At 60.3% G+C, this 23,925-nt stretch carries 25 protein-coding genes and 3 pseudogenes; 8 read left to right on the forward strand and 20 right to left on the reverse strand.

Going from position 1 to position 23,925, the window contains the following annotated elements:
- Positions 1-443 precede the first annotated feature (443 nt).
- A complete protein-coding gene (locus EN906_RS02060) occupies positions 444-1,010 on the forward strand; it encodes a hypothetical protein (RefSeq protein ID WP_127271259.1) in 567 nt (188 codons plus the stop codon).
- A gap of 72 nt (positions 1,011-1,082) precedes the next feature.
- On the opposite strand, the gene EN906_RS02065 is transcribed toward EN906_RS02060, so the two are convergent.
- The 6 genes and pseudogenes from EN906_RS02065 to EN906_RS02085 all read right to left on the reverse strand — a co-directional run bounded on the left by EN906_RS02065 (position 1,083) and on the right by EN906_RS02085 (position 3,216).
- Positions 1,083-1,454 (reverse strand): DUF1515 family protein, encoded by a 372-nt coding sequence (locus EN906_RS02065; RefSeq protein WP_127271257.1) that lies wholly within the window; start codon positions 1,452-1,454, stop codon positions 1,083-1,085.
- Positions 1,455-1,487: 33 nt separating this feature from the next.
- On the reverse strand, positions 1,488-1,676 hold the full coding sequence (locus tag EN906_RS02070) for a hypothetical protein (RefSeq protein WP_127271255.1): 189 nt from the start codon (positions 1,674-1,676) through the stop codon (positions 1,488-1,490).
- A 255-nt stretch (positions 1,677-1,931) separates the two neighbouring features.
- Complete coding sequence (locus tag EN906_RS38895; RefSeq protein ID WP_306663782.1) at positions 1,932-2,249, reverse strand: hypothetical protein; 318 nt, start codon at positions 2,247-2,249, stop codon at positions 1,932-1,934.
- A gap of 69 nt (positions 2,250-2,318) precedes the next feature.
- Positions 2,319-2,393 (reverse strand): annotated as a pseudogene (locus EN906_RS38900) (hypothetical protein); the annotation flags it as partial.
- Complete coding sequence (locus tag EN906_RS38905; RefSeq protein WP_306663780.1) at positions 2,366-2,728, reverse strand: glycosyl hydrolase 108 family protein; 363 nt, start codon at positions 2,726-2,728, stop codon at positions 2,366-2,368. The pseudogene EN906_RS38900 and the gene EN906_RS38905, both read right to left, overlap by 28 nt.
- A gap of 83 nt (positions 2,729-2,811) precedes the next feature.
- Positions 2,812-3,216 (reverse strand): hypothetical protein, encoded by a 405-nt coding sequence (locus tag EN906_RS02085; protein WP_127271253.1) that lies wholly within the window; start codon positions 3,214-3,216, stop codon positions 2,812-2,814.
- 141 nt (positions 3,217-3,357) lie between these two features.
- Between EN906_RS02085 and EN906_RS02090 the strand changes: the two genes are divergently transcribed.
- The 4 genes from EN906_RS02090 (at position 3,358) to EN906_RS02110 (ending at position 6,604) form a co-directional block, all read left to right on the forward strand.
- Positions 3,358-4,374 (forward strand): acyltransferase, encoded by a 1,017-nt coding sequence (locus EN906_RS02090; protein ID WP_164748683.1) that lies wholly within the window; start codon positions 3,358-3,360, stop codon positions 4,372-4,374.
- Positions 4,375-4,870: 496 nt separating this feature from the next.
- Positions 4,871-5,230, forward strand: coding sequence for a calcium-binding protein (locus tag EN906_RS02095; protein WP_127271250.1), 360 nt, complete (start codon positions 4,871-4,873; stop codon positions 5,228-5,230).
- Positions 5,231-5,992 carry a thermonuclease family protein gene (locus tag EN906_RS02100; protein WP_127271248.1) on the forward strand — a complete coding sequence of 254 codons (762 nt, stop codon included), beginning with the start codon at positions 5,231-5,233 and terminating at the stop codon, positions 5,990-5,992. It abuts the gene before it with no gap.
- 339 nt (positions 5,993-6,331) lie between these two features.
- Positions 6,332-6,604: a hypothetical protein gene (locus tag EN906_RS02110; protein ID WP_127270097.1), complete on the forward strand. Its 273-nt coding sequence runs from the start codon at positions 6,332-6,334 to the stop codon at positions 6,602-6,604.
- A 504-nt stretch (positions 6,605-7,108) separates the two neighbouring features.
- Here the strand turns inward: EN906_RS02110 and EN906_RS38010 are convergent.
- From EN906_RS38010 to EN906_RS02155, 8 genes and pseudogenes are all read right to left on the reverse strand, one after another.
- A pseudogene (locus EN906_RS38010) lies at positions 7,109-7,225 on the reverse strand (ATP-binding cassette domain-containing protein); the annotation flags it as partial.
- A gap of 165 nt (positions 7,226-7,390) precedes the next feature.
- On the reverse strand, positions 7,391-8,338 hold the full coding sequence (locus tag EN906_RS02125) for an ABC transporter permease (RefSeq protein ID WP_127270099.1): 948 nt from the start codon (positions 8,336-8,338) through the stop codon (positions 7,391-7,393).
- Positions 8,335-9,918, reverse strand: a complete 1,584-nt coding sequence (locus EN906_RS02130; protein ID WP_127270101.1) for a sugar ABC transporter ATP-binding protein — start codon at positions 9,916-9,918, stop codon at positions 8,335-8,337. Before EN906_RS02130 ends, EN906_RS02125 begins: the two co-directional genes overlap by 4 nt.
- 65 nt (positions 9,919-9,983) lie before the next feature.
- Positions 9,984-11,126, reverse strand: coding sequence for a substrate-binding domain-containing protein (locus tag EN906_RS02135; RefSeq protein ID WP_164748684.1), 1,143 nt, complete (start codon positions 11,124-11,126; stop codon positions 9,984-9,986).
- Between the two features lie 76 nt (positions 11,127-11,202).
- Complete coding sequence (gene aldA / locus EN906_RS02140; RefSeq protein WP_127271243.1) at positions 11,203-12,693, reverse strand: aldehyde dehydrogenase; 1,491 nt, start codon at positions 12,691-12,693, stop codon at positions 11,203-11,205.
- A 41-nt stretch (positions 12,694-12,734) separates the two neighbouring features.
- Positions 12,735-13,766, reverse strand: a complete 1,032-nt coding sequence (gene pdxA, locus EN906_RS02145; protein WP_206517092.1) for a 4-hydroxythreonine-4-phosphate dehydrogenase PdxA — start codon at positions 13,764-13,766, stop codon at positions 12,735-12,737.
- Positions 13,767-13,994: 228 nt separating this feature from the next.
- Positions 13,995-15,089 (reverse strand): four-carbon acid sugar kinase family protein, encoded by a 1,095-nt coding sequence (locus EN906_RS02150; RefSeq protein ID WP_127268458.1) that lies wholly within the window; start codon positions 15,087-15,089, stop codon positions 13,995-13,997.
- Positions 15,076-15,939, reverse strand: coding sequence for a DeoR/GlpR family DNA-binding transcription regulator (locus EN906_RS02155; protein WP_164748685.1), 864 nt, complete (start codon positions 15,937-15,939; stop codon positions 15,076-15,078). The genes EN906_RS02150 and EN906_RS02155 overlap by 14 nt, the downstream gene beginning before the upstream one ends.
- 330 nt (positions 15,940-16,269) lie before the next feature.
- Here EN906_RS02155 and EN906_RS02160 point away from each other — a divergent pair, with 330 nt between their 5' ends.
- The 3 genes from EN906_RS02160 to EN906_RS02170 all read left to right on the forward strand — a co-directional run bounded on the left by EN906_RS02160 (position 16,270) and on the right by EN906_RS02170 (position 19,908).
- Positions 16,270-17,337 (forward strand): ABC transporter substrate-binding protein, encoded by a 1,068-nt coding sequence (locus tag EN906_RS02160; RefSeq protein WP_127372127.1) that lies wholly within the window; start codon positions 16,270-16,272, stop codon positions 17,335-17,337.
- A 73-nt stretch (positions 17,338-17,410) separates the two neighbouring features.
- A complete protein-coding gene (locus EN906_RS02165) occupies positions 17,411-18,907 on the forward strand; it encodes a sugar ABC transporter ATP-binding protein (RefSeq protein WP_164750984.1) in 1,497 nt (498 codons plus the stop codon).
- Between the two features lie 14 nt (positions 18,908-18,921).
- Positions 18,922-19,908, forward strand: coding sequence for an ABC transporter permease (locus EN906_RS02170; RefSeq protein ID WP_164748686.1), 987 nt, complete (start codon positions 18,922-18,924; stop codon positions 19,906-19,908).
- Between the two features lie 410 nt (positions 19,909-20,318).
- Here the strand turns inward: EN906_RS02170 and EN906_RS02175 are convergent, their stop codons facing one another.
- The 6 genes and pseudogenes from EN906_RS02175 to EN906_RS02200 form a co-directional block, all read right to left on the reverse strand.
- Positions 20,319-21,032: an ABC transporter ATP-binding protein gene (locus EN906_RS02175; RefSeq protein WP_236382661.1), complete on the reverse strand. Its 714-nt coding sequence runs from the start codon at positions 21,030-21,032 to the stop codon at positions 20,319-20,321.
- Complete coding sequence (locus tag EN906_RS38015) at positions 21,025-21,249, reverse strand: hypothetical protein (protein WP_236382662.1); 225 nt, start codon at positions 21,247-21,249, stop codon at positions 21,025-21,027. Before EN906_RS38015 ends, EN906_RS02175 begins: the two co-directional genes overlap by 8 nt.
- On the reverse strand, positions 21,213-22,184 hold the full coding sequence (locus tag EN906_RS02180) for a hypothetical protein (RefSeq protein WP_236382664.1): 972 nt from the start codon (positions 22,182-22,184) through the stop codon (positions 21,213-21,215). Before EN906_RS02180 ends, EN906_RS38015 begins: the two co-directional genes overlap by 37 nt.
- Before the next feature lie 130 nt (positions 22,185-22,314).
- Positions 22,315-23,007 carry a hypothetical protein gene (locus EN906_RS38020; protein WP_236382666.1) on the reverse strand — a complete coding sequence of 231 codons (693 nt, stop codon included), beginning with the start codon at positions 23,005-23,007 and terminating at the stop codon, positions 22,315-22,317.
- Positions 23,008-23,051: 44 nt separating this feature from the next.
- Positions 23,052-23,189, reverse strand: a pseudogene (locus EN906_RS02195) (ATP-binding cassette domain-containing protein); the annotation flags it as partial.
- Between the two features lie 11 nt (positions 23,190-23,200).
- Positions 23,201-23,925 (reverse strand): 3-keto-5-aminohexanoate cleavage protein (locus tag EN906_RS02200; protein WP_164777088.1); only part of this gene is annotated, 725 nt, incomplete at its 5' end.

Below are 23,925 nucleotides of genomic sequence, written 5' to 3' on the forward strand. Positions count from 1 at the left end.
ATAAAGCCCGCCGGCCGGAGCCAGCGGGCTTTCCAAAACTGTAATTCGCTTGATTAGGTCCCGGAAGAAACCACAGATGAGCTGGGCGAAGCCGTTACCGACGACAGCCGCTCACGTTTCGTGAAAACGGGCTTCTGATAGGTCTTCTTCATCGACATTCCCCTTTGTCAATCCGCAATGTGCCACTCTTTGCCTTCGACCGGGCAGCGTGTCAATCGCTCGACAAAAAAGCCCGCCACCTCTCGGCAGCGGGCAAGGTCTGGAGTAACTGCATAGGTCAACGTGTGGCGGCGGGGTTGGTTGCGAGGCGCTACTCAGCCGTTGGGAACTAGCCCTGTGGAAACCGGGTATCACGCAGTTCTCAGTTTGAGACTGCATTAGGAATCACTCGGGTTGTGTTACTTAGGGTAACCAGAATCTCTGGTTGCATCAATAGTTTAGGTATGAAATCCGGCCAAATTGGGCCGAAAGGAAATCAGCCCAACCTCCCTCTCGTTGTTGAGAAAGAGCGAGAAATCGACGGCGTTATTATGGGCGTTCTTTCAGATGGGACGCCATACCTCAATCAACGCGGGCTAGCGGCTCTTTGTGATGTGCAGAACGCGCACATCGGCACAATCAGCAGTCAGTGGAACGACGTCGATCAAAAGCCCCGCATTCAGCGGATAAAGGCGATCCTTGAAAAAGTTGGCAAAGTCCCGGCAACTGCCCATATCGAGGTGACGCACCGGGGCGTGATCCATTACTGCTACCCGGCTGATGTCAGCCTTGCGATCATGGAATATTACGCCATCGATGCCGGGGTGAACGTCTCGGAAAAAGCCCGCGACAACTACCGCATTCTCGCGGGCTCCCGCCTTCGCGATATGATCTACAGCCAAGTTGGCTACGATCCGCGCCGGGGCAAGGACGTTTTTGCGAAATGGCATGAACGGCTGGCTTTGAACTACCAGTCAGCGCCGAAGGGGCATTTCCACGTCTTCAATGAGGCTCACACGGGGGAGCTGTAACTGAGTAGTGCTATGCCTCAAGCGATTGCCCTGGCGCGACCTTCAAAGCGATGAGCGAACGTACGGCTTTCGTCACCCGCCCCGCAGCACGCGCCAGATGTCGTGCCAATAGGCGGTAACAAGGGAGGCCAGGGCCGCCGCCGCCATGCCGGTAACGCCCAAAGCGCCGAGCCCCATCAGCTTCCACCGGGTCACCTCGGCAGTGACCGCTTTAACGCCCGTCATGTCGTCGTTGAGCGTGCTTACAGCGGTTTCCGTGGCCGCAACGCGGTCGACCAGTTCGTCGGTTTTGGCATACATCTTCGACCGGCTGGCGGCAGCGCGCTGTTCGGATTGCTCGTAGCTCAGGGCGACACGGGAATCGCTGTCCTTGATATCGCGTCGGATCTCCGTGATATCCCGCTGCATGTTCTGCGTGGCCTCCAAGAGCCCGCCGATCATCATTTCCAGGCTCTTGTTCGCCGAAGTGTTCGCCTGCTAGTTCAGTTCGGCCCGGCGCACGGCGCTGGCCTTGGTGTGGCGGTCGCACTCGGCGGCCGTGTAGAGCTTGACGGCGCACCCCGGCGCCATCGTGCGGTCGATCTTGTTCTGATCCTCGAAGGTCTTGCCCTTGGCCTCGGCGAGGCTGCTACCTATCGCCGCCCGGAGGGCTGGAACACCGCTCACGCCGGAAGTCCCACAACCCGCCAGCAGAATTGCAGTTGTCAAAATTCCGGCTGGCATCAATGCCTTTGCGGATCGCATCCTGATTGTCCTTCTCGATCTTGGCGCGGACCTCGTCGGCGCCCCAGTGCTTTATTAGTTCGTAGCCGCCCCACACCGCGCCCGAAGCGACGGCGATGGTCGCGGCTATCGCGATGACGTCGGCGAGTGTTCTGTTGATGCCGAGGACACTGGCGATAATCGCTATGATGGACCCAATCAGCCGCCCACCTCCGCTTTGATCTGACGCACCGCAGAGACGATCTGGGAGCGAAGCAGGAGCAGGACCAGCAGGAACACCAGCAGGACAACGCCGCCCGCGAGAACCGCCTGCCAGTCCATTCCGGCGAGCCAGCCGAGACCGATGGCGCCGGAGCCGAAGAGGCCGGTCAGCCAGGAAAGGAACCCAGATTTCTCCATGACTTTCTGTTCGACCTTTTCAGGAACAACAGGTTTGTCGACCGGCACCTTCACCTCGACAGTCACTGGGGGCGGTGTGTCGGGCAAAGCTGACAGCTTCAGCGCTTCGGCGCGCACCGACTTGACGCGGTCGGACCAGCCACGGCCGAAAGTTTTCCATGTCGGGAGACGCTTCAGGAAGCCTAGGCGCTTGTCGCACAGTGCGTCGATAACAACGCCGGCCGGCTTGGCCTTTACAGCAGCAATTGTAGCTGGACCGATGCGACCGTCCTGCCTGACGCCCACAACCGCCTGAAGGTACTGGCAGCCCGAGCCGGCCCAGAGTTGACGGCAAAATCAAAGACGGCGTAGTCGACACCGCCGGGAAGCTGGGCACCAGCCGTCGCATCCCAGTAGAACCGCCGGTATACTGTCGATACTTGGGCATCAGTGATCTTGCGCAGATCGGCCTTGGTAGCATCGGCTTTCACATAGCGGCGGAAGTTGGCGAGCGTGACGCCTTTCATGGTGGCGCCGCCGGGGTCAGCCGGATTGTCTGACCAGAGGCCTTCAGATTTCAGAACGAGCGCAAGCGCCCGCGCAAAGTTGCGGTCCATGGCTAGTACCTTTCTGCCGTGATGGGCAGTCATTGAGTTTGGCAATGAAGGTGGGAGGGCTGAAAATCAGCCGGTTGAGGAGATCAGCGGTCTAAGCGCTCGCATTCATCAAGTAGGCCACCAAGCTCCAGGCAGAGATCGACGCGGCCGAGGCTGTTGGCGTTGTCATTAATCCCCATGCGGCGGTTGTAGGATGTCACGGTGTCTTTCAGTTGAGAAACACGACCGGCCTTATGACCGCTCGAATAAGCGAAACCAGCGATGCAAACACTTGCGGCGATTGCAAGCGCGGCAGTCTTGGCGTTCATTGATATTTTCGCCTCTCGAATCAACTTGGGGAGAATTCGTCCATGGAAGACAGTTTGACTGAAATAGCGGCGCGGCTCCAGATGCTCTGGAAGGCTTGGGCTCCCGCAATCGGCCTTGGCGTTGCCGCAGCCATCGGCATGATTTGGACCGTTTATTTGCCGATAGTTGGGCTTCGCCATCTGCTCGGGTACAACTAGCGGGGACTCGGCCCCTGGGCCGCCAGGGCCGGTTGAATGCGCGCCGCTAGGCCGAGAGCCTACCAATGGCCAAGCCGCTGTTTAGCTTCGACAGTTGCAGGACGGCTTGGTCCCGGAGGCATAATGATCGTTCCGAAAAGATCGTATCGATCCATCCAGGGTTTACGGGCGATCGCCGCTTGGATGGTCGTCCTCGGGCACGCAGTCATAGAGGCAAACGCACTGTCCGGCCAGAATACCCTCATGCCCCTTCGCCCATACACTGACGTCATATGCCATTTTGGTGTCGATATCTTTTTCGCCATAAGTGGGGCGATAATGTATTTGATCACGCAGCGAAGACAGGATGCCGGACGGATAGCGGACGCTGGTCGTTTCACGCTCCGGCGCGTACTGCGCATACTTCCTTTGTTCTGGCTGTCCATGATTCTCACGCTCTGGACCGGGAGGGGCACGCCGCCACCTGACGTGTGGGCCTGGACGCGCCAGCTCTTCCTCATCGATTTCCCTTTGCCCCAGCCAGTCGGCTGGACGCTTGTATTCGAGATCAGGTTCTATGTGCTGGTTGCTGTCATCGTGATGATATTTCGAAACCGCAAGCTGGGTTTTGCCGCTCTGGCTGTCTTTCTTCTGCTGGTATCGCAGGTTTGGCCGACAGCCGAAACGATGACAAGCCCGATCATGTTGGAATTTGTGATGGGGATCGCTGTCGCGGCGGTATGCCAATCAGGGATCCGCTTGCCGGCGAGCTTGCTGCTCTTGGGCGCCGTGGGCTGGTTTCTCTATGCCTCTATTTGGTTATACCCCACCATGGAGATCAATGCGTTCCGCTGGTACGGCTTCGGTCCGCCTGCCGCGTTGTTACTTTGCGCGGCGATGATGCTGGAGCGCGATGGCAAGCTGAGGACGCCATCACTGGCGCTGGCTGCCGGAAACGCTAGCTACAGCACGTATCTCTGGCACCTGGGCCTGATAGGCGTATTGAGCTCGTTCTGGTCGCGTAGCCCCCTGGCGAGCGTTGTCTATCTTTTTGCGTTGCTTTTCCTGACGGCCGTCGTCAGCGCAGTGAGCTATCGCTTGATCGAGCGACCGCTTATCGTGCTTTCGAAACGCCGCGTAGAGAGCGGGGAACTCCATTAAGCCCTGAATTTTGGATTGCCCCAGCGGCTTCGATCTGGCTGAATGGGCGATTTAAAGAGTATGTGCGTTGACATCGCCCCAGCCTAAGACCGCACACCGAACAAAGCGGGCTCCCTTGCAAAGACTCTCGTCCTGGTAGGCCTGAAATTGGAAATCGATGTTCAGTGCGCACCCGCAAAGAGCGAGCCTATGAGACCGTCCGGACCGAGATCGTCAAGATCAAAACTGCTATGGAGGCTCATCACGGAATTCAATTGGAGCGACTACGTCATCGCCGCAATCCTAGTCGCGGCAAATTATGGTTTGATTTCTGCAGTCACCGGGGCTTGGCCAATCGAATACGGCTACATTCGGCTACTACTCGATTTCTAGCCGCGCAGATCAGCACGCCCTGCCATCTTATCGACAATCATGGCTTAGCTGATCAGGCCATTTCGCCCGGCAGTTGCGAGCAGCTGGATCTTGTGCAACTCTTTCAAACTGGGGGAGTGGGCACATGTATTGGCAAAGGGTGTTGTCTTTAGGGGCTTTGCTCCTCTTTTCTGCTTGCACATCCGACTACTTGAACAACTATGACTCGGTGACGCTCGCGGCCGGCGATGCGAACCACGCCAACATGCTTCTGCAGACCGTCGATCCTCTCAATCCAAACAGCAACAACACCCACATCGAGGGCGACGGCGCCCGCGCGGTGGCCGCCTTCAACGCGTATCGGCGCGTGGCGCCCGCTGGTGGTGCCGACTTGGACTGTGCAGGCGGCAAGGGAAACAATCCGGTTGTAGCCGGTCCTGTGAAAATCACTGGTGCTGACACCAACCGGCTGGATGGCGATCACGACGGCGTAGGCTGCGAGTAAATGGACAAATCCCGATACGACAATCGCTCAGACCAATGGCGCAAACGGCAAGGTGCACAGCGTCGGCGTGCCCGCCTAATAGCGGCCATCCCAAAGCGGCTGGTCTTCGTGACGGTTGCTGCGGCAGCCGCCTTCGTCGCGCAGTTCGCCGTGCAGCACAGCGAAAGTTCCCCTGACCTTCACGTTTCCAACTGGATCGGACGTACCCCGGAGCCGATCGCCGGCGTCGCCTCTGTCATCGATGGCGATACGATCGAGATTCATGGGCAACGCATCCGCTTCAATGGCATCGACGCCCCCGAGTCCGCCCAGCAATGCGACGACGCCAAGGGCGTTCGCTACCGGTGCGGGGCGAAGGCCGCTGCAGCACTGGACGGGTTCTTGGCCGCCTCGAGGCCGGTCACATGCACCTTTATCGCCTGGGACCGCTACAACCGCTTTGTGAGCGACTGCCGGCGTGCGGATGGCGCCAGTGTGGCCGCATGGATGGTCGAAAACGGCTATGCGCTCGACTGGCCCAAGTACAGCGGTGGCGCCTATGCAGCGCAGCAGGCGAAGGCCGAGGCGGCGAAGGTCGGCCTGTGGGTCGGACAGTTCCAACTGCCGTGGGAGTGGCGGGCCGGGTATGGAGACAACGCCAGGCCGGCAGTGAGCCAATCCCTAGGCATCGTCGGGCGCCAGGTCGCGCAGCTATTCCTGCCAGCCGCGGCGGAAATGCTCGCAGATCAGCTCGTGCGACGAGGCTCAATGGTATCTCAGTAACTGTCCGTGGGGTGGCAAACTGGACCGTGATGGCGACGGGCAGGCGTGTGAAACGCTCTGCTAGTGAGTGATTATCGGCTGTGAGGGTCGCGGACCGATTTGGGGGTGTGGGGGACTACAATGAGAATGGGTCGACGAGCCGCAGTTTCGGCTGCGGTAGCCTTGGCGCTGGCAACCGCCTCATGCACGACCTCGCAACAGACACTAGCCAAGAACCCGAGTGCCGTCAGCACTTCAGCCCTTTGTAGAACCTTATCCTCTACGAAGGATGCGAAGTTTCAGGACGATCTCTACGCTGAGCTCGTTCGGCGATCCGTGACTCTCGTCCAATGCGCCGACATGATCAGAAAGCAAAATCAGGCGATAGCTGCCGGTATCGCCATTGCAGCTGTGGGCGCAGCCGTTGCGGTATGCTCGAATAACGACTGTGGCGGGGGCGGATACGGCAGGCCGAATTATTACCAAGGCGCCGATTGGGACGAGTTCTACAACCAATATCGCCAGCTCGTTTGGGCTTGCCGCGATATCGCTACCGGCCAGTTCGTCGACTACAGCAATTGCTTCGGCAAAGCGCAGACAGATTGGCGCTGGCCCGCCAAGTACGCCTACTGAAACACACCAGCAGTCACGAGATTGGATGGCGGAATAGACTACTACATCTACGAGAACTGGACCCACGATCATGGCCGGATCCATCGAGCTGATTGCGGGTTTTGCAACGAGGGTTAAGGCACGCAAGGCTGGAACCGGAGATAGGAACGGCCGCTGGCACGGACCACTTGATCGGGAGGCGGCGTTCGCAAAAGCTGCCCAACTCGATCGCGCCGATATGCGCGCGTCCTCAATATGTGATCCCTAGACGGTCACTTGGACGGGGACCAACACTAATTCCATAGCGGCAAATCGGTCCAGTTCGCGGGGAAGCCCGCGTGACCGATCTTGATATTTGGCGCCACAGGGAATGCCGCCATATGTTCTCTCAGGCGATCCGCCCAGTTGGTCCGCGGGTTAATACGTTTGAGTAGCACCCTCATTATTGCCAATGCCGCATAAGGCCTGCGATTAGCTCCAGCCATCTGCAGCAAATGGTCCAGCTCGCGCATGCAGGATCGAATGCGGCGCATAGACCGCACCGTCGAGACGCATCTGACCGCTGTTTGGCGCAATCACACCGCTGAGAATCTTGACCAGCGTGGATTTGCCGGCGCCGTTTTCGCCGAGCACCGCATGGACTGGCGGCGACACACTCAACAGACTTCCTCAAAAACGCTCTCTTCCATCCCAAAATATGCAGTGAGAACGTTCTCTTTTTTCTCGAAATGCGCTGTGATCAACAGATCATCGACGCTTGAATTGCGGAGCCACATATCTTCGGATTTTCATACCGGGCTGCTGTTTTCAACGGCGGTTCAATGAGACCGCAATGATGATGATGGCTCCTTTGATGACCTCTTGGATGCTGGTCGATAGACCGAGCACGAGAAGACCAAACCCGAGAATGCCTATGAAGATTGCGCCGACGACGGAACCGACGATTGATCCATAACCGCCAAAGAGACTTGTCCCGCCTATGATCACGGCCGCGATCACATCCAGTTCGAGACCCGCTCCCAGGCTGGGATTGCCGGCCGTGGAGCGGGCTGCGAGCATCAGGCCAGCAAGGGATGCGGTCATGCCGGATAGTACAAAGGCGAAAATCTTGACGCCGTCCGTGCGCACACCGGAAAAGCGCGCGGCAACAGCATTTCCACCGGTCGCATAGACACGTCTGCCGTAGGGCATCTGATGCAGCAGGTAGTAGCCGACAGCCGTAAGGACGATCGTCCACCAGATCGGTGCCTGTATGCCCAGAAAACTGCCGTTCCAGAACAGATTCGAAAAATCATCGTCGACGATCGACACTGGCCGGGTGCCGGTGATGGTCAGCGCCAGTCCGGAGAAGATAGACAACATGCCAAGCGTCACAAGAAACGATGGAATGCGCAGTTTTGTAACCAGCACGCCCGACACCGCGCCGATCGCGGCTCCGGCGCCCAACACCAGAAGGGCGGCGACATAGGTCGGCACACTTTGATCGAGCAGCAACGCTCCGATCATACCTGAAAAGCTGGCAACCGAACCGACCGACAGGTCGATTTCACCGCAGATGATAACGTACGTCATGCCGATCGCCATCACGGAGACGATGGCTGTGATACGCAGAACGGCGCTTGCGGTTGAGACCGACGCGAAGTGGGGGGCGAACAAGACGAAATAGAGGGTGATCGCCAGGAAGATCACATAGGTGATGTGATCGCGGAAAAAATTCATCGCACTTGCGCTCATCGGCATCGAGGATGGTTTCATGCTGCAACTCCTTGGGCGCGTACTGTGGTCTGTCTGGCGACCTCGGCCTGCAGCAACGCGCGAAGCCCAGTCTCGTCGTGCGCGCTGCCCATGCTGCGCGTTATCCGCCCCTGCGCCATCACCAGAATGCGATCGGACAAATCCAGAAGTTCTTCGAGTTCCGAAGAAATGAGCAGCACGGCGACGCCATCGCCTGCCGTGCGGCGCACAAGCTCGCGCATATCGCGCTTGGCATTGACGTCCACGCCGGAAGTTGGCTCATCTAGGATCAACAGCTTCGGCTTCATTGCCAGCCATTTTGCGAAGACAATCTTCTGCTGATTGCCGCCCGAAAGCTCCTGGGCTTTTTGTAAGGGACCGCGGCACAGGATATTAAGGTCGTCGCGGTATTGTCTGAACAAAGCCGCTATCCGGGCCTTTGCCATCGGTCCAAAGGGACCCGCGAGCGAGAAATCGGAAAGGCGGGGAAGCGCAAGATTCTCCTCGATGGAGCGCCCGCCAACAAGCCCTTCGAGCCGGCGGTCTTCTGGAACAAGGGCCACACCAGCAGTGATGGCCCCGCGGACGCTGCCCAGCCGAACGGATTCTCCTGCGACGGTGATGTGGCCGGATACATCCGGAAGGATACCGAACAAGGCCTTGCCCAAGGTCGAGCGGCCGCTGCCGACAAGCCCGGCAAGACCGACGATCTCGCCTGGATCGATCGAGAACGATACGTCGGACAGCTTGCGCGACGTGGCTAGATCGCGGACCTCAAGGGCCGGCGCCCCGACCGACGTTGCCGGGCGGCGTTTTGTGGGCGCTGCTGCGGTCGGCAAAGGTGCGTCGCCCCTTGGCCGTGACATCATCGCGGCGATATCCTCGATGGATGTCTTGCTCGGATCAAGTGGGCCAACCAGTCGCCCATCCTTGATGATCGAAATGCGATCCGAAAGCCGCAGCACATCGGCCATGCGATGGCTGATGTAGACGATACCGATTCCGCCCTGCTTTAGCTGACCGATGGTGCGAAAAAGCGTTTCTTCCTCGTGGATGGTCAGAGATGAAGTCGGCTCATCCATGACGAGCAGCTTGGCGCCCCGCGAGATCGCCTTGAGGATCTCGACCATCTGCCGTTGGGCGAAGGCCAGATCGCCCACGCGCGCAGAAGCATCAAGCGAGAAGGCGTACCGCTCGATCAGAGCCTGGGCATCACGAACCATTTTTCTGCTGTTGATACGCCGGCCAAAGGAGAGGGGCTCGCGAAGGACAAAGAGGTTTTCGGCAACCGAGCGGTTCGGCAAGACGCTCAGTTCCTGGAAGATCATTGCAATACCGCGATCGATCCTCTCGCGAAGCGACAAGCTGGTGACGTCCTCTCCGGCGAACAGAATGCGGCCCTCATCCGTTCGATAGGCTCCCATGAGAATCTTCATGAGCGTCGATTTGCCCGCACCGTTCTCGCCGAGCAGCGCGTGTGTTTCACCGGCCATGACCTCGAATGAAATATCAGACAGCACGCGGTTCGCGCCAAACGACTTGCTGATGCGTTGCATCGCTACAATCGCGTTCTGGGACGGTGACGTTTTCGCTTCGGCCATGACGATTTTCTCGGTCGCTCGGGAGCGTCGGCGGACTGTTGGAGCCCGCCGACGGAACAAGGGGGCTAGAAGCACTTGCCGTTGCAGATTTTTACCACTGAGGCTGGAGCATCTTCCTTGGTGACCAGCTTGAGGGCGCTGAGAAGGTCGAGCTTCTTGACGCGCAACGTCGGCACCGAAATGTATGGCGGGACGTCATGTCCAAGCAACGCAAGCGCGGCCGCCTTGGCCTCGGCGACGCCCTGGTCGTAGGGACGCTGCGCGCCTACGGCCAGAAATTCGCCGCGTGCAACGTTCAGCGCGCTGTCCGCGGCAATGTCATTCGTGGTGACGACGATGTCGCGGCCGAGTGTCTTTGCCGCGGCCACGACTTGCTGGGCGGGCGTGTCCCAGGCAACGAAAATACCCTTCATGTCGGGATGCGCCGTCAACATTGCGGTGGCAACCTCGTAGGCCTTCTCTGGCGCCGTGAAGGTGCCGACATCCGCGACCTTGATATCGGGATGTTCGCCGAATGCCTTCAAGGCACCGACCTTGCGGGCCGCGACGGAGTAGTAATAGTCATAAACCAGCGTGATGATGCCGACCTCACCCTTGCCGCCAATCGCCCCGACAAGTTCCTGCGCGGCGAAATAGGCATTCTTTTCATTGTCGGAGGCGACAACGGTCACATAGTCCTTGCCCGGGGCCATATCGACCGGGACGTTGTCCATGAAAACCAGCTTGATGCCGGCTGCCGCCGCCTTCTTGTAGGCTTCGGACTCAGATTTCGGATCGATCGGAATCGAGAAGATTACGTCCGGCTTGCGGGCGGTCATCTGCTCCAGATCGCTGATTTGCTGGCCGGGCTGGAACTTGGCGTCGGTGGTTCCTACGACCTCGATACCGAGGTCCTTGAGCGTGTTGCTGATTCCGGCGACCTGCAACTGAGGCCAGCCGGCATCCATGGTGTGCATCACCAGTCCAGCGGTAAACTTTCCCGCCTTGAGCTTGGCAAGGTCCTCATCGGAGAATTTCAGCACGTCCGGCGACACCGCCGGCGGACCATCCGGGAAGCCTGGGACGGGTTGGCCTCTCGGCGACAGGGGCAGCGGCTCGAGCAGAGCTTGTGCTTCCGGTGGGATGGTGTCATCGGCGAGAGCCGACGATCCGGCCAGTCCCGATAGCGCCAACGCCAAGGCGGCCGCCATAAATCCACGATAGTGCATTTCATTCCTCCCGATCATATGAAACGGCCGTAGCGGCCGGGTGGCGACCTGGCTGGTCGTACTGGTTGGGCGCTGTTCAGCGCCCGTAAGGCATCAATGCCGCCGTGGCGGCACCCGAATAGTTCACGTAGACCGTCTTCTTGCGCATGTAGCTCTCGAGCCCATGCACGCCGTCGTCGCCGCCCAGCCCGCTTTCGCGGAAGCCGACATGGAAACCCTGCAGCATTTCCGGTCCGATCCGGTTCACGTAGATCTCGCCGAACGAAACCTCGTTGACGGCGTTCATGACGCGGCCCAGATCATTGGTGAAAAGATAGGCCGACAGGCCATAGTTGCTGGCATTGGTGATGCTGACAGCCTCCTCGAAAGTGTCGAAGGGCATGATCGGCACGACCGGGCCGAAGATTTCGCGCGTCATGATCGGCATGTCAGGCGTCACATCTGTCAGTACGGTCGGATTGAGCCAGTAGCCGCCATCGACGGGCGCCTTGGTCGGGCGCCCACCGGCGAGAGCAAGCCTCGCGCCGCCCGCCACGGCTTCCGCAAGCACCGCCTCGACCTTTTCCAACTCTTCACGGCTGACTTTCGGGCCGATATCGGTATTTGTGTGCATCGGATCACCGACGACGAGCGACTTGGAGAATTCCACAAAGCGTGTGACGAACTGATCGTAAATCGAACGGTGAACGAGCGTGCGTTCGTTGCAAATGCAGACCTGTCCGCAATTCATGTATCGCGACGTGGCTGCGGAACGAACCGCCAGGTCGAGATCGGCATCAGCCAGGACGATGAATGGCGCCTTGCCGCCAAGCTCCAGCGAAACAGGCGTCAGATTGCGCGAAGCGTTCGCCATGATGCGCTTACCGGTCGGTACGCTTCCAGTCATGGTGATGAGGTCGACGCCGGGTTCCGTGCAGAGCACTTCGCCTATGGTTTCACCCCGTCCCGTTATGATGTTCACCACGCCGTCCGGCACGCCCGCTTCGACAAAGATGCGAGCCATTTCGAGCGCCGAAAGCGGCGTGTCTTCATGTGGTTTGAGGACGATGGTGTCGCCGGCGATCATGGCGGGCGCCACCTTTCGGCTGACCAAGGCGCTCGGGTAATTCCACGGAATGATGGCGGCGACAACGCCTACCGGTACACGCTGTATCCAGACCTGCTCTCCCGCGTAGTCGGACGGCAAGATCTCACCTTGAATGCGACGGGCAAATTCGGCGTAGTAGTCGAAGAACTCGGCTGCGCCGCCGACTTCACCTATTGCTTCATTGATCGGTTTGCCTTGTTCCCTGACCACCACCTCGGCCAGATGCCGGGCGTTCTGCCGGATCAAGACCGCGATCCGCTTCATGATCGCCGCACGGGCAAGAGGCGATTTGAGCCCCCAAGCCTTCTGCGCCTTGCGGGCGGCGTCTATCGCCTGGCGAGCCTGGTCTGGGCTTGCCTCGGGCACGTCGACAAAGGCCTTGCCGTTAGCCGGGTTGATAACCGAGCGCGTGCCAGCTTCGCCGATGACGAACTTCCCGTTGATCAACATGAGATACGATGTCTTTTCTTCTGCTGACATGGTTCAATCCGGTTCTGCGTGCGTTGCAGGCGTGCCGACGCCTAAGGGTTGGATTTCGCCGCGGCCATCTGGACCGCGAACTCGATCGCTTCGACCAAGCTGTCCTCATTGGCGATGCCCTTGCCGGCGATGTCGAAGGCCGTGCCGTGGTCGACGGAGGTGCGGATGATCGGAAGGCCGAGCGTGACATTGACACCGGAGAGCGCTTTCCACTCACCGGTCTCGGGATCGACATTGAAGCCGAGCAGTTTCACCGGGACATGGCCCTGATCGTGATACATCGCGACCACCGCGTCATACTGGCGGGCGCGCAACTTGACGAAAACCGTATCGCCGGGAACAGGCCCAAACACGGCAAAATCGGCGGAGTTGTAGGAGGCGACGACCGGGGTCGTGATGTCGATATCCTCCCGGCCGAAAATGCCGCCTTCGCCGGCGTGCGGGTTAAGCGCGGCAATCGCAATTCGGGGATGGGAAATGCCAAGGCCGTGCAACGCCTCGACCGTCAACTGGATAACCCGCCGCAACCGAGGTTCGGTCAGTTTCGATGGAACCTGGGCCAGCGCGACGTGGGTCGAGACGTGGCTGACGCGAAAATCGCCATGGGCGAGCATCATCACGGAATCGCGGGCGCCTGTCAGTTCTGCCAGCATGTCGGTGTGACCGGCATAATGATAGCCGGCCAGATTGAGCGCCTCCTTGTTGAGGGGAGCCGTAACGATGCCCGCAATTGAACCGGCCTGCGCCAGGCGAACGGCCTTTTCGATCGCCAGATAGGCGAGGCGCCCGCCTTCCGCCGACAAGACGCCTGTCTCGATAGGTGTGCGTTCGGGGCCGGCTTCGAGAATGGCTAGCGGCGGAAAAACCCCGGTGGCCGAAGCCGACGGCTGTTCCTCCTCGATGCGCCCGGAAATCGACTCCATCGCACGCATCGCGGTGACGCTGCCGATTATGAGAAGGGACAACGATCCGTCGGCAAGGCGCGGTTTCAGCCGTGCGCATGCCTTTGCGATGATCTCGGGGCCGATGCCCGCAGGATCACCCATTGTGATGCCGAGTCTTGGACCAGACATGAACGCCTCTAATTGGTCAATTGTGAGCATCTTCTAAGCCTTATAACCATCAATGCGCAATAGTTTTCTTTCGCGGTCATTCGTAATCAACGGTGCGGTGAAAATCGGCATGTTTTCAACCCCTCCGAGGGGGGCGAGCCCATATCCCCGGGCTGCTGAACCGTCGTTGGACGTGATTTGACCGGCGCGAATGACCCGCCCCATGCCTTTGGCCGGCGACGGTCCTGATCAGCGATGGGCTGGAGTCGCGAGCCTGCAGAAGAGGGCGCTGTCGCCGAATGCGCCAGATTTCGAGATTGTGGCCAGCCCCTTGAAAACACCGCCTTCGATCCTGGAAATCGGAAGCCCCGGCTCGATCTCGCTCTCGACCGTGAGTTCGACGACGCCCAGGCTGGAGCACACCGATCGCAATGTTTCACCGCCGGTGACGAGCAGCGTTCCGGGCAGTGGCAAGCCGTCGAGAAGCGAGGCAAACACCTTGCCGATATGATCCGCCACCGCGTGGCGATCACCCGATGCAGCGACGGTGACAACCGATGGCGCGCCTCTCATGATCCGTTTCGCCAAATCCCTTTTCGCTTTGTCGATGTCGCGTTCCACGACGATATGCGCGTCCGCATGGCTGGCGGAAAAGCAGGCCACCTGCGCCGTCGTGACTTCGTGATTTGTGCCGACAAGGCCAAGGAACGGGGCGGGCAATGCCGGAATAGGCATGCGTGGCGTGCCCACGTGCCGTGCCAGCGCTGCAGCCAGGCCGCCCGTACCAACCCAGAGTGTCCGCGGCGCGCTCGCCGTTGCAACGATTTCGTCCAGGTCCTTGTCCGTTTCGGCGTCGTAGAGTGTGATGAAATGAACCGGCCGCGCGCCCGGTACCGACCGGCCAGACGAAAAGCGCTGACCCAGGCCGGCGACGATGTCGGGACCTACCATTTCGGACCGGTCGAGCCGCCATTGACGCCCAAGACGTGTAACGCGGCCCTGAAAGGGGAACGCGGGTGCCAGAACAACGCGCTGGTACCCACCCTCGACGATGCAGGCTTGTATTTCGGCGATGACGTGACCGCGCAGAAGGCTGTCGATCTTCTTGAAACTCAGTTGTCCGGCGGCAAGCCACGGCGCGTACCTCGAATGTCTCGCGACGGCGGTTGTCTCGGCACCCTCACGTGTGGCGATATCGACAGCCAAACGCCCCGAGAGCGCACGATCCAGTTGCCAGCTCACGCCGACACCGTGGCCTGGCGAGGCGAAGCAAACCGCGCTGTCCAGAGCGCCAGTCAGGTCGTCCGCGATGATCCGGATATCGACAGTCTCAAGAGCGCTCAACTGAAGAACCCGGACGGCTGACGCGCACGACGCGGACGTTCACATCGAGCGTCCGAAGATTGGTGAGGTTGGCCTGATCGATGCCGTCATCGGTAATGACCTGGTGGATGTCGGACAGGCGGCAGATGGTGCAGAAATTGGGAGTGGTGAATTTGGAATTGTCGGCAAGCACGACCACCCGGCGTGCCGCGGCGATCATCGCCTGCTTCATCGCCGCGACCTCGAGCGAGGTCTCCGTGAGCATGTCCCCGGTGATGGCATGCGTGCCCAGAATTGCCACATCGGCGTGGATGGTGCGCAGGAAATTCTCGCCAGGCTGGCCAACCAGAGTTAGGGAACCCGGCTTGCAGGTGCCTCCAAGCATGACGAGGCGTACTCCCGGCACGGTTGCGAGTATCTGCGCGATCGCCAGACTGTTGGTGACGGCAGTAAGCGCAATGGGTGCAGCCGCGATGGCGCGGGCGACTTCCAGAACAGTCGTGCTTGCGTCGAAAATGACACTCTGGCCGGGGCGAAGTTCCGACATCATGGCCGCACCTATGGCCTCCTTCTCAGCCCTGGCGAAGTGTGCGGCAGTGGCGAGATCCGGCTCGAAGGTGGCGAGTTCCGTGCGTTGAAGCATTGCTCCGCCATGCGTTCGCTCCAATGCTCCCTGCCGTTCCAGTGTCTCGAGGTCGCGCCGGATGGTCGAAGGTGACGCGCCGATGAGATCGATGAGTTCCTGAACGCCAACGGTTCCTTCCCGTTTAAGGCATTCGAGAATGAAAGCATGGCGCTTGGCTGGGATCAGATCGACCCGTCCACGCCCGCCATCGTCTTCCCATGACCCGGCGGACGCTGACGGCGCCATATCTTCCACCGTTGATTTTCGAACATTCCTTGCCACGTTCCTATCTCCGCACAGTGCAGCAACACGCTCGCCGGAATCATGGCGAGCCCAGCATCGCGAATATCACGAATCCATTCGGCGAGCCCACTGGTTTGTTATGGCGATGAGCGAATTCCAATCGCTTTTGGCCTCATTAGAATTATTTTGACTGATTTTGACCATATGTGATAAGCGATGATCGTCAATCGTCGTCAATTGGCGCTGACAAGTGCGCAGTTCTTGTCAAAAAATGGGAAATTAAGTCAGCGATTCAGAGCGCTTGGCTCTGTTGCGAACCGGGTTGGAGGAACCATGTCTTTCTTGTCGAAGCTGAAATCGGCCCTTGTCGGCGCCGCTGCTGCGGCCGTCTTGTCAACGGCGGCTGTCGCTGCCGATGAACCCACGGTCGGCGTTGTCGTGCCGACCCTGGATGCGCAATTCTGGAACAGCTATGTCGCCTTCATGAAGAAGGGAGCGGATGAGCTTGGGGTAAAGCTCGTCGTGCTCAATGCCGACAACAAGCCCGACCAGATGGTCAAGTCGCTTGAGGACCTGGTGGCCCAGAAAGTTGACGGCATTGTTTTCACACCCTATTGGGCCACTGCCGCTCGTGGGCTTACCTTGGCGAAGGAAGCCGAGATACCGGTCGTTCTCACCGACAGCTACCCGGATTTTTCGCCTCAAACCGAGCGTTTCCCCAATTACATCGCCTTTATCGGGCCGAGCGATGAAGGCGCCGGATACCAAATGGCCAAGGCGCTGTTCGCAGCGATCAAGCCGGGGTCGGATGGCAAGAAAGTGATCGGCGTGGTGAACGGCACCGCCGGCACCTCGGTCGCCATCGATCGTCGCAAGGGGCTGGAAGACGCTCTCAAGGAAGCGCCCGATGTGCGCGTCGCCGGCGAAGTCGATGGCAATTTCGTCCGTGATACGTCACAGACCGCGTTTGAATCGCTCTTCCAGGGCAATCCGGACATCACCGGCGTCTGGGCTGCGAACGGCGGCACTGCGACCGGCGTGATGGCTGCTCTCAAGAATCACGGGAAAGCGCCCGGCAAGGACGTTATGGTCGTCGGAATGGATCTCAACCCTGAGAATGTCGATGCGGTAAAGTCCGGCGACCTGCTTTTCGATATTGGCGGTCATTGGCTTCAGGGCGGCTTCGCCCTTGTCGCGCTTTTCGATCAGATCAAGGGTATTCCGGTTCCCGCGGGCGCCGACAATGTCAAGCTGAAGCTGCTGCCGCTGACCAAGGATCGCGTCGCGCAGTTCGAGAAGGACTTTCCTGGCGGCGTGCCGACATATGATTTCAGGCAGCACTCCCGCTTCTACAACAAGGATGCCAAGCCAGCCGTTTTCGAGATGCAATATAGCAACTGAACGTACGGTTGGACCTGCCTGCAATCCCACGGTTGCGGGCAGGACCTGCCTGGCATTTGGGCGTATTCAATTCATGACACTGACTGCGAGCGACCTGCGCAAGAGCTACGGCCAGACACGCGCCGTGGATGGCGTATCGGTGGTGCTTCGGCCCGGTATGGTTCACGCCATCGTCGGCGAAAATGGAGCCGGCAAATCGACGACCTTGCGTATGCTCGCTGGCGCGGAACGGCCTGACAGCGGCGTTATGACGTTGGATGACGCAAGATATGCCCCACCAAGTGTTATCGGTGCGGCGGCCCTTGGCGTGTCGCTTGTATACCAGGAAATCACGATCAACCGTTCGCTGACCGTTGCCGAAAACATCTTCATCGATCGTCTGCGACAGTTCGCCGGCTCTCTCGGTTTTGTCGATCGCAGGCGTATGGAATTGGCGGCGCAAGCGATCCTCGAACGGATTGGCGCGCAAATATCGGTCTCTGCCGACATAGGCAGCCTCAATCTCGGCGAGCTGAAATGCATCGAGATCGCCCGAGCGCTGTCTACAAATCCGAAAATCCTCCTTCTCGACGAATCCACCGCCTATCTCGATCATCGAGAGGTTCAGGCTGTCCTTGGCGTCATCAGCGAACTCAAAGGGCAGGGGATGACCGTAGCCTTCGTCTCTCATCATCTCGACGAGGTGCTTGCCGTCGCGGATGAATTGACGATCCTGAAAGACGGGCAATATGTCGGAACCTATCGCAGGGCCGAGATCGAGCCCAATGAAATTCATCGCCGCATGGTGGGGCGCGAACTCGCGAAAAGCATCTATCCGCCGCGGCCGCCGAAAGATCCAGGCAAGCCGCGACGGGGTCCTGTTGTCTTCGAAGCCTGCGAGGTCGCCGTTGGGCGCGAACTCGACGGCGTCAGCCTGGATGTACATGCCGGCGAAATCCTCGGCCTTGCCGGATTGAAAGGCGCTGGCGCCGAAGCGCTGTTCGCAGCCATTTGCGGCGACTTGCCTTTGCGCAGTGGCTCGATGAAGCTTGCAAATGGTTCATACGCGCCGTCGAGTCCGACTTTCGCCTGGCGACAGGGCGTCGCTCATTTGCCTGGTGACCGTCACAATGAAGGCCTGATCGCCGACTTCAGTCTCCTCGACAATCTGGTGATGGCCCGCCCACCGCATCGTGGGCCGTTCTTCGATCGCGCCGCTGCCATTGCCATCGCGGGTGACCTCATCGCCCAGTTCGGCATCAAGACGCAAAGCGTCGACGCGTCCTGCCGTTCGCTCTCGGGCGGCAATTTGCAAAAGGTGGTGATCGGCAAATGCTTGGCTGTCCAGCCACGTCTGCTCCTGCTCAACAATCCTACACGCGGCGTCGATATCGGCGCCCGCGCGGAAATCTATCGCATCATTCAGCAGAAGGCGGCGCAGGGCCTCGCCGTGATCCTGTCTTCAGAAGACATGCCTGAGCTGATCGGTATGTCGGACCGTTTGCTGGTGCTCCGGCAAGGACAAATTACGCATCGCATCGAGACGGCAGCCGATGCCACCGAGCATGACATCATTGGACATATGGCCTGACCATGGAAACGAACGTGACCTCGATCGCCACCAAGAGACCGAACGCAACCAGGGAACCCGGCGTCAATGCCAGGTTCGAAGTCGTCAAACGCGGCTTTCCGCTTGCCATGCTCGTCCTGCTCATTGTGATCTTCTCGATAGCCTCGCCACGCTTCCTGACCTTCAGCAACCTTCTCATCGTGCTTCAACAGGGCACGGTGCTGCTGGTTGCTGCGCTCGGCATGACCTTCGTCATCATGGCCGGTTCAATCGATCTTTCGGTCGGTTCAATTGTTGCACTGGCGGCATTGGCAGCCGCATTGACAGCTGACAGCCTTGGCGCCGCGGCGATCATTCCCGCCATTGCCGTCGGTGCTGTTGCCGGATTGATCAACGGCGTTCTCCTGGCCAAAGGCAAGGTGCCGTCCTTCATCGCAACCATGGGAGCGATGGTGGTCTATCGCGGCATCGTGCTGCTTTTTACACGTGGCGCTCCTGTCTCGATCGAGGATGAGCAATTCCTTGATGTCTATACCAATCGGACTTTGGGCATTCCGCACTCCGTGATCGTTGGCCTGGTGCTGATGGTTGTCGCGTATGGCATCATCAACAGGACGGTGTTCGGGCGCGAGGTTCGCGCCATAGGCGGTGGGGAACGTGTCGCCATTCTAACGGGCATTCAGGTCGCGCGCGTGAAAATCTATATGTATGTGCTTCTCGGTGCCTTGTGCGGCATTGCCGGCTTGCTACAAGCCGCGCGCGCCATGGCCGCCACCGCCCAACTCGGGGAGGGGCTTGAACTGGACGTCATAGCCGCGGTGGTCGTCGGCGGAACACCATTGACTGGAGGCGTAGGCAGTGTTGTCGGTACCATGCTGGGTGTTTTGATCATCACTCTGCTTTCCAACGGCATGAACATGGCCGGTGTCGATCCGTACCTTCAGAATATCGTCAAGGGTACGGTTTTGGTCTGCGCCGTATTCGTGACCATTGATCGCAAGAAGATCGGCATCATCAAGTGAGCGTCGACCTGCGGTTGGGCGAGATCTCGCGCCTTTCTGATCTTCGTGCACTCGACGTTGTATCTCCAGTCTGCTGGCGAACTCGCTGCTGGTCGCCGTCCGTCGCTCTCCCAGCCACGTACGCCATGGTGCGGTTGAAGGGTGGCGGTCGCTTCCTGCCGGCTTTCACGCAGGCGACCTACGTGGCGTAAGCGGTTCGCCCAATTTGACTCAAGAAGCTGATTCAGCATTTGCTGACCATATTCATTTTGAAACGAATGGCAGCTTTGCGCCTCCGTTCGCTAATTCGGGATGCCTTTGCCACTACCCAAAGGCAGACGTCACCCGAAAGCCGTTCCCTCTGGGTAAAAAAGCCGCGTTACCTCTTTGGCCAGCTCATGGGTTCCGACAGCGCCTGCATAACGTGGAGCTCAAAAGCGCCGGGCGCGTGGCTTGCCTCGGCCAACTGCCGGGCATCCCACTCTCGGACAATGCTGCCCTCGGCCAGAAGCACCGCGCGGTTGCAAAGGCCGGGAACGGCTTCCACGATATGGGTGGAGATGATGACCGCGTGGCTGCCCCCTCAGTGCGATGGCACGGATGATGCGCTTGACCTCAAAGGCGGCGAGCGGATCGAGGCCATTCAGGGATTCGTCGAAGATGAGCAGCGGTGGCGCGCCGAGCAATGCGGCGGCAATGGCAATCTTGGCCTGCGTGCCAAGCGAATATTCGGCAATCGGCCGTTCGAGCCAGCGCCTCAGCCCCAATCTCTCGACAACTTCGACGCCAGGCCAGTCATTCTCCGTACAGCCACGGATCGACGCGACGAGCTGGAGATATTGCCGCCCGGTGAGCGCTGCCGGCAGTTCAGGCGGATCGATGGCCAGACCGAAGCCGGCCTTGGCGGGCTCCGGCGCGCTGGCGAGATCGCGGCCGTCGATCGCCACACTTCCCTGGAGCAGCCGGATCTGACCGGTGATCGCCTTCAGCAAGGTGGATTTTCCTGAGCTGTTTGCGCCGAGCAGGCCAAGGATGTCACCCCGATCGAGCGTCATCCCGATGCCGGCGACAACTGGTCGGCCCCCATAGCCGGCGCCGAGCCCGCGAACCGCGAGTATCTCGACAGGATCGACACTGCTATCCATGGCGATATCTCCGTTGCGCCCGGTGCCACAGGAACAGGACAAGGGCGGCAAAGCCGATCAGCACCGTGCGCCCATATTCGAGCGACTCGTAGCTGGTGTAGGCGATGGCGCCGAGGAAGCTCAGCGCGGCGACGAATGGCGCGGTCATGAAATAGGCGGCAAACACCGCATAGGCGCCGTTCAGCGCCAGCAGCCAGAAGCCGCTAGCGAGCGGCATCGCCCAGGCCGAGGCTCAGCCGCCAAGGCAGCAACGGCCGGCAGGAGAAAGTAGGCGACCGACAATTGCAGGGGCAGCCGCGCCAGGCGCAGCCAGGCCCTGGTGAAGCCGAGCGGAGCCGTGCGCAGCACTGGCGAGTCCAGCGGATGGAAGCGCGCGCTCAGCATGAAGACGAGAAGGCCGCCGGTCAGGCCGGCCATGGCCGCCGGCACGGCATCGTGACGAACGAAGCTGATGGAGGCAGCAACAACCGTCGCGAAACCAAACAGGATGGCTGCTCCCACCAGCCGCCACGAAAGTACTATGCGGCCGGCGGGTAGATCCCAGGCCCAGCTGGAGAGCCACGCCGGTGTCGAACGATCGACGGCACCTAGCAAGGGCCGGCGCCCGTCCGGATCCCTTGCCAGATCGGCAGTGTCGGCGTTGACCAGGTCGCGCGCGCTCCGCAGGCACAGGACGGCTGTCGCACAGAAGCTGGCGCCAAACAGGATCGCGGCGCCGAGACCCCAGGTCGGTGCCAGTGGTTTTGCAATGACGAGACAGCCAAGGCCTACTGCTGCTGCGACGATGAAAACAATGGGGACGCCCAGCGCACACGCCGCCACCGCCGCCATGCGCCGGCGCTCCCGAAGCGACAGCGGCAAAGCCTTCAGGAAAGGCGCGAAGGCGCGCGACAGGCAAAGCCTGGCGAGCGCGTTGCCAGCGAAGCCGCCAAGAATGAGAAGCGCGCTCGGCAAACCAAGCAGCCACAGCGCCTGCTCCTGCCGCAGCGTGGCCGCCCCGGCCTGCAACGCGACAACGACGTCGGCCATGGCGTAGGCAAAAAGGGCCCAGCCACCAAGCCCGATCCAGGCAAGGTCGCGGCGGCGCATCGAGCGCAAGCCAGCCGAGAGTTCGCGTCGGAGCAAGGTCAGGACAAGCCCGTCGTGCCGCATTGTTCCATCTTCGTGATCGGGCCTCAAAGCCGGTTGGATATCGACATAGGTCGGTGACGATTGTGCCGCCAGTAGGGCCGTAGCGGCTCAGCCTCCCACAGAGGTTTGGCGGTTACATTCTTCAGCGCCATCAGGAGATAGCCCTGCATCGTCGCCTGAAGGCTGGTCGTGGCGGTGCGCACCCCGCCGTCGCGTCCTTCACCGCCGCTTCGTCAAAGGGTTTGGCTGTTTGTGCCGCCGCCACAATGGTGCCCGCGGCACGCAGTTCGCGCAGTGCCTGGAAGGTGCGAGCGCCGTTGTCGCGCAGCACGCCACGGAACTCCTTCCTTACCTCGGGCGGATAAGTGCTGGCAATCTCCGACAACAGCACGCGCGCGCCGCGCCCTTGCGCAGGCCGTGCAAGGCATAGCCGAGCAGGAAGAAGTTGACCCCGAGCGAAAGGGCGAGCACCACCAGCGTCGCCGTCCATATCCGGGAACGCTTCAAAGCGAGCCCTCCTCTGCCGGATCATCCGGGACACGCCATAAGCCAGCGACGATCCCGACGCCAGCGCCAGAAGCTCCATATCGGACGGATCGTCCTGCAGCCGCGCCGCCTGGTAGCCTGCCAGCGTCGCCGCTATGAGCGCGGCAGCAGCGCAGGCGGCAAACCCGGCCCGACTCAAGAGCAGGCGCGGCAGGAAGGACGGCCGGCTCGAACCGGCTTCGATGCGGGCTAGCACCTTGCGCGCCAGCGCCTGATCGTCTCCCTCGGCCAGCGCCGCCTCGAGCACGAGACGGTCGAGCGCGGCATCCGGATCGTCATTCCGCTCCGCCGCCATCAAGGCCAGCGCCTGCTGGCGGAAAGGCGCCGGCCATGTTTCGACGGTATCGAGGTCGACTTGCCGCAGCCGGACGGTCCGACGAGGATGACGAACTCACCGGACGCGATGTCGACAGATACGTCGTGGATAACCTTCGCCTTGCCAAGGGCTCTCTCGACGCCCGATATGGTGACCGCACTCATTAGTGTTTTCCTCAGAAAGAGACCTTGTCGCCACCCTTGAGCTGCAAAATTTGCCGCGCCTCGTCAGGGGTGGCCACCGAGGCACCGAGCCCCTCAATGATCTGGCGGACCTTCTTCACCTGCTCGGCGTTGGATTTCGCCAGCTGGCCCTTGCCGATCCACAGCGAGTCCTCAAGCCCGACGCGCACATTGCCTCCAAGCGCAATCGCCTGGGTGGCGATCGGCAGTTGGCTTCGGCCCGCGCCCAGCACCGACCAGTGGTAGTCCCGCCCAAACAGGCGGTCGGCGGTGCGCTTCATATGCGCGACATCCTCCGGATGGGTGCCGATGCCGCCAAGGATACCGAACACGCTCTGGACAAAGAACGGCGCCTTGACCAGGCCGCGCTCGACGAAATGGGCGAGCGTATAGAGATGGCCGATGTCGTAACACTCGATTTCGAAACGGGTGCCGTTCTCCGCACAGGTGCGCAATATGTGCTCGATATCGCCAAAGGTGTTGCGGAAGATGCGGTCGCGCGAGCCTTCGAGATATGGAAGCTCCCAATCATGTTCGAAGGTCTTGAAGCGCTCCAGCATCGGATAGAGGCCGAAATTCATCGAGCCCATGTTGAGCGAGGCGACTTCCGGCGCAAAGGTCGCCGCCGGCTTGACCCGCTCCTCGACGCTCATCGTCGCGGCGCCGCCGGTGGTGATGTTGATCACGCAGTCCGAGCGCTGCTTGATCACCCTGAGGA

It is taken from the genome of Mesorhizobium sp. M7A.F.Ca.CA.004.06.1.1, assembly GCF_003999135.1.
Classification (GTDB): Bacteria; Pseudomonadota; Alphaproteobacteria; order Rhizobiales; family Rhizobiaceae; genus Mesorhizobium.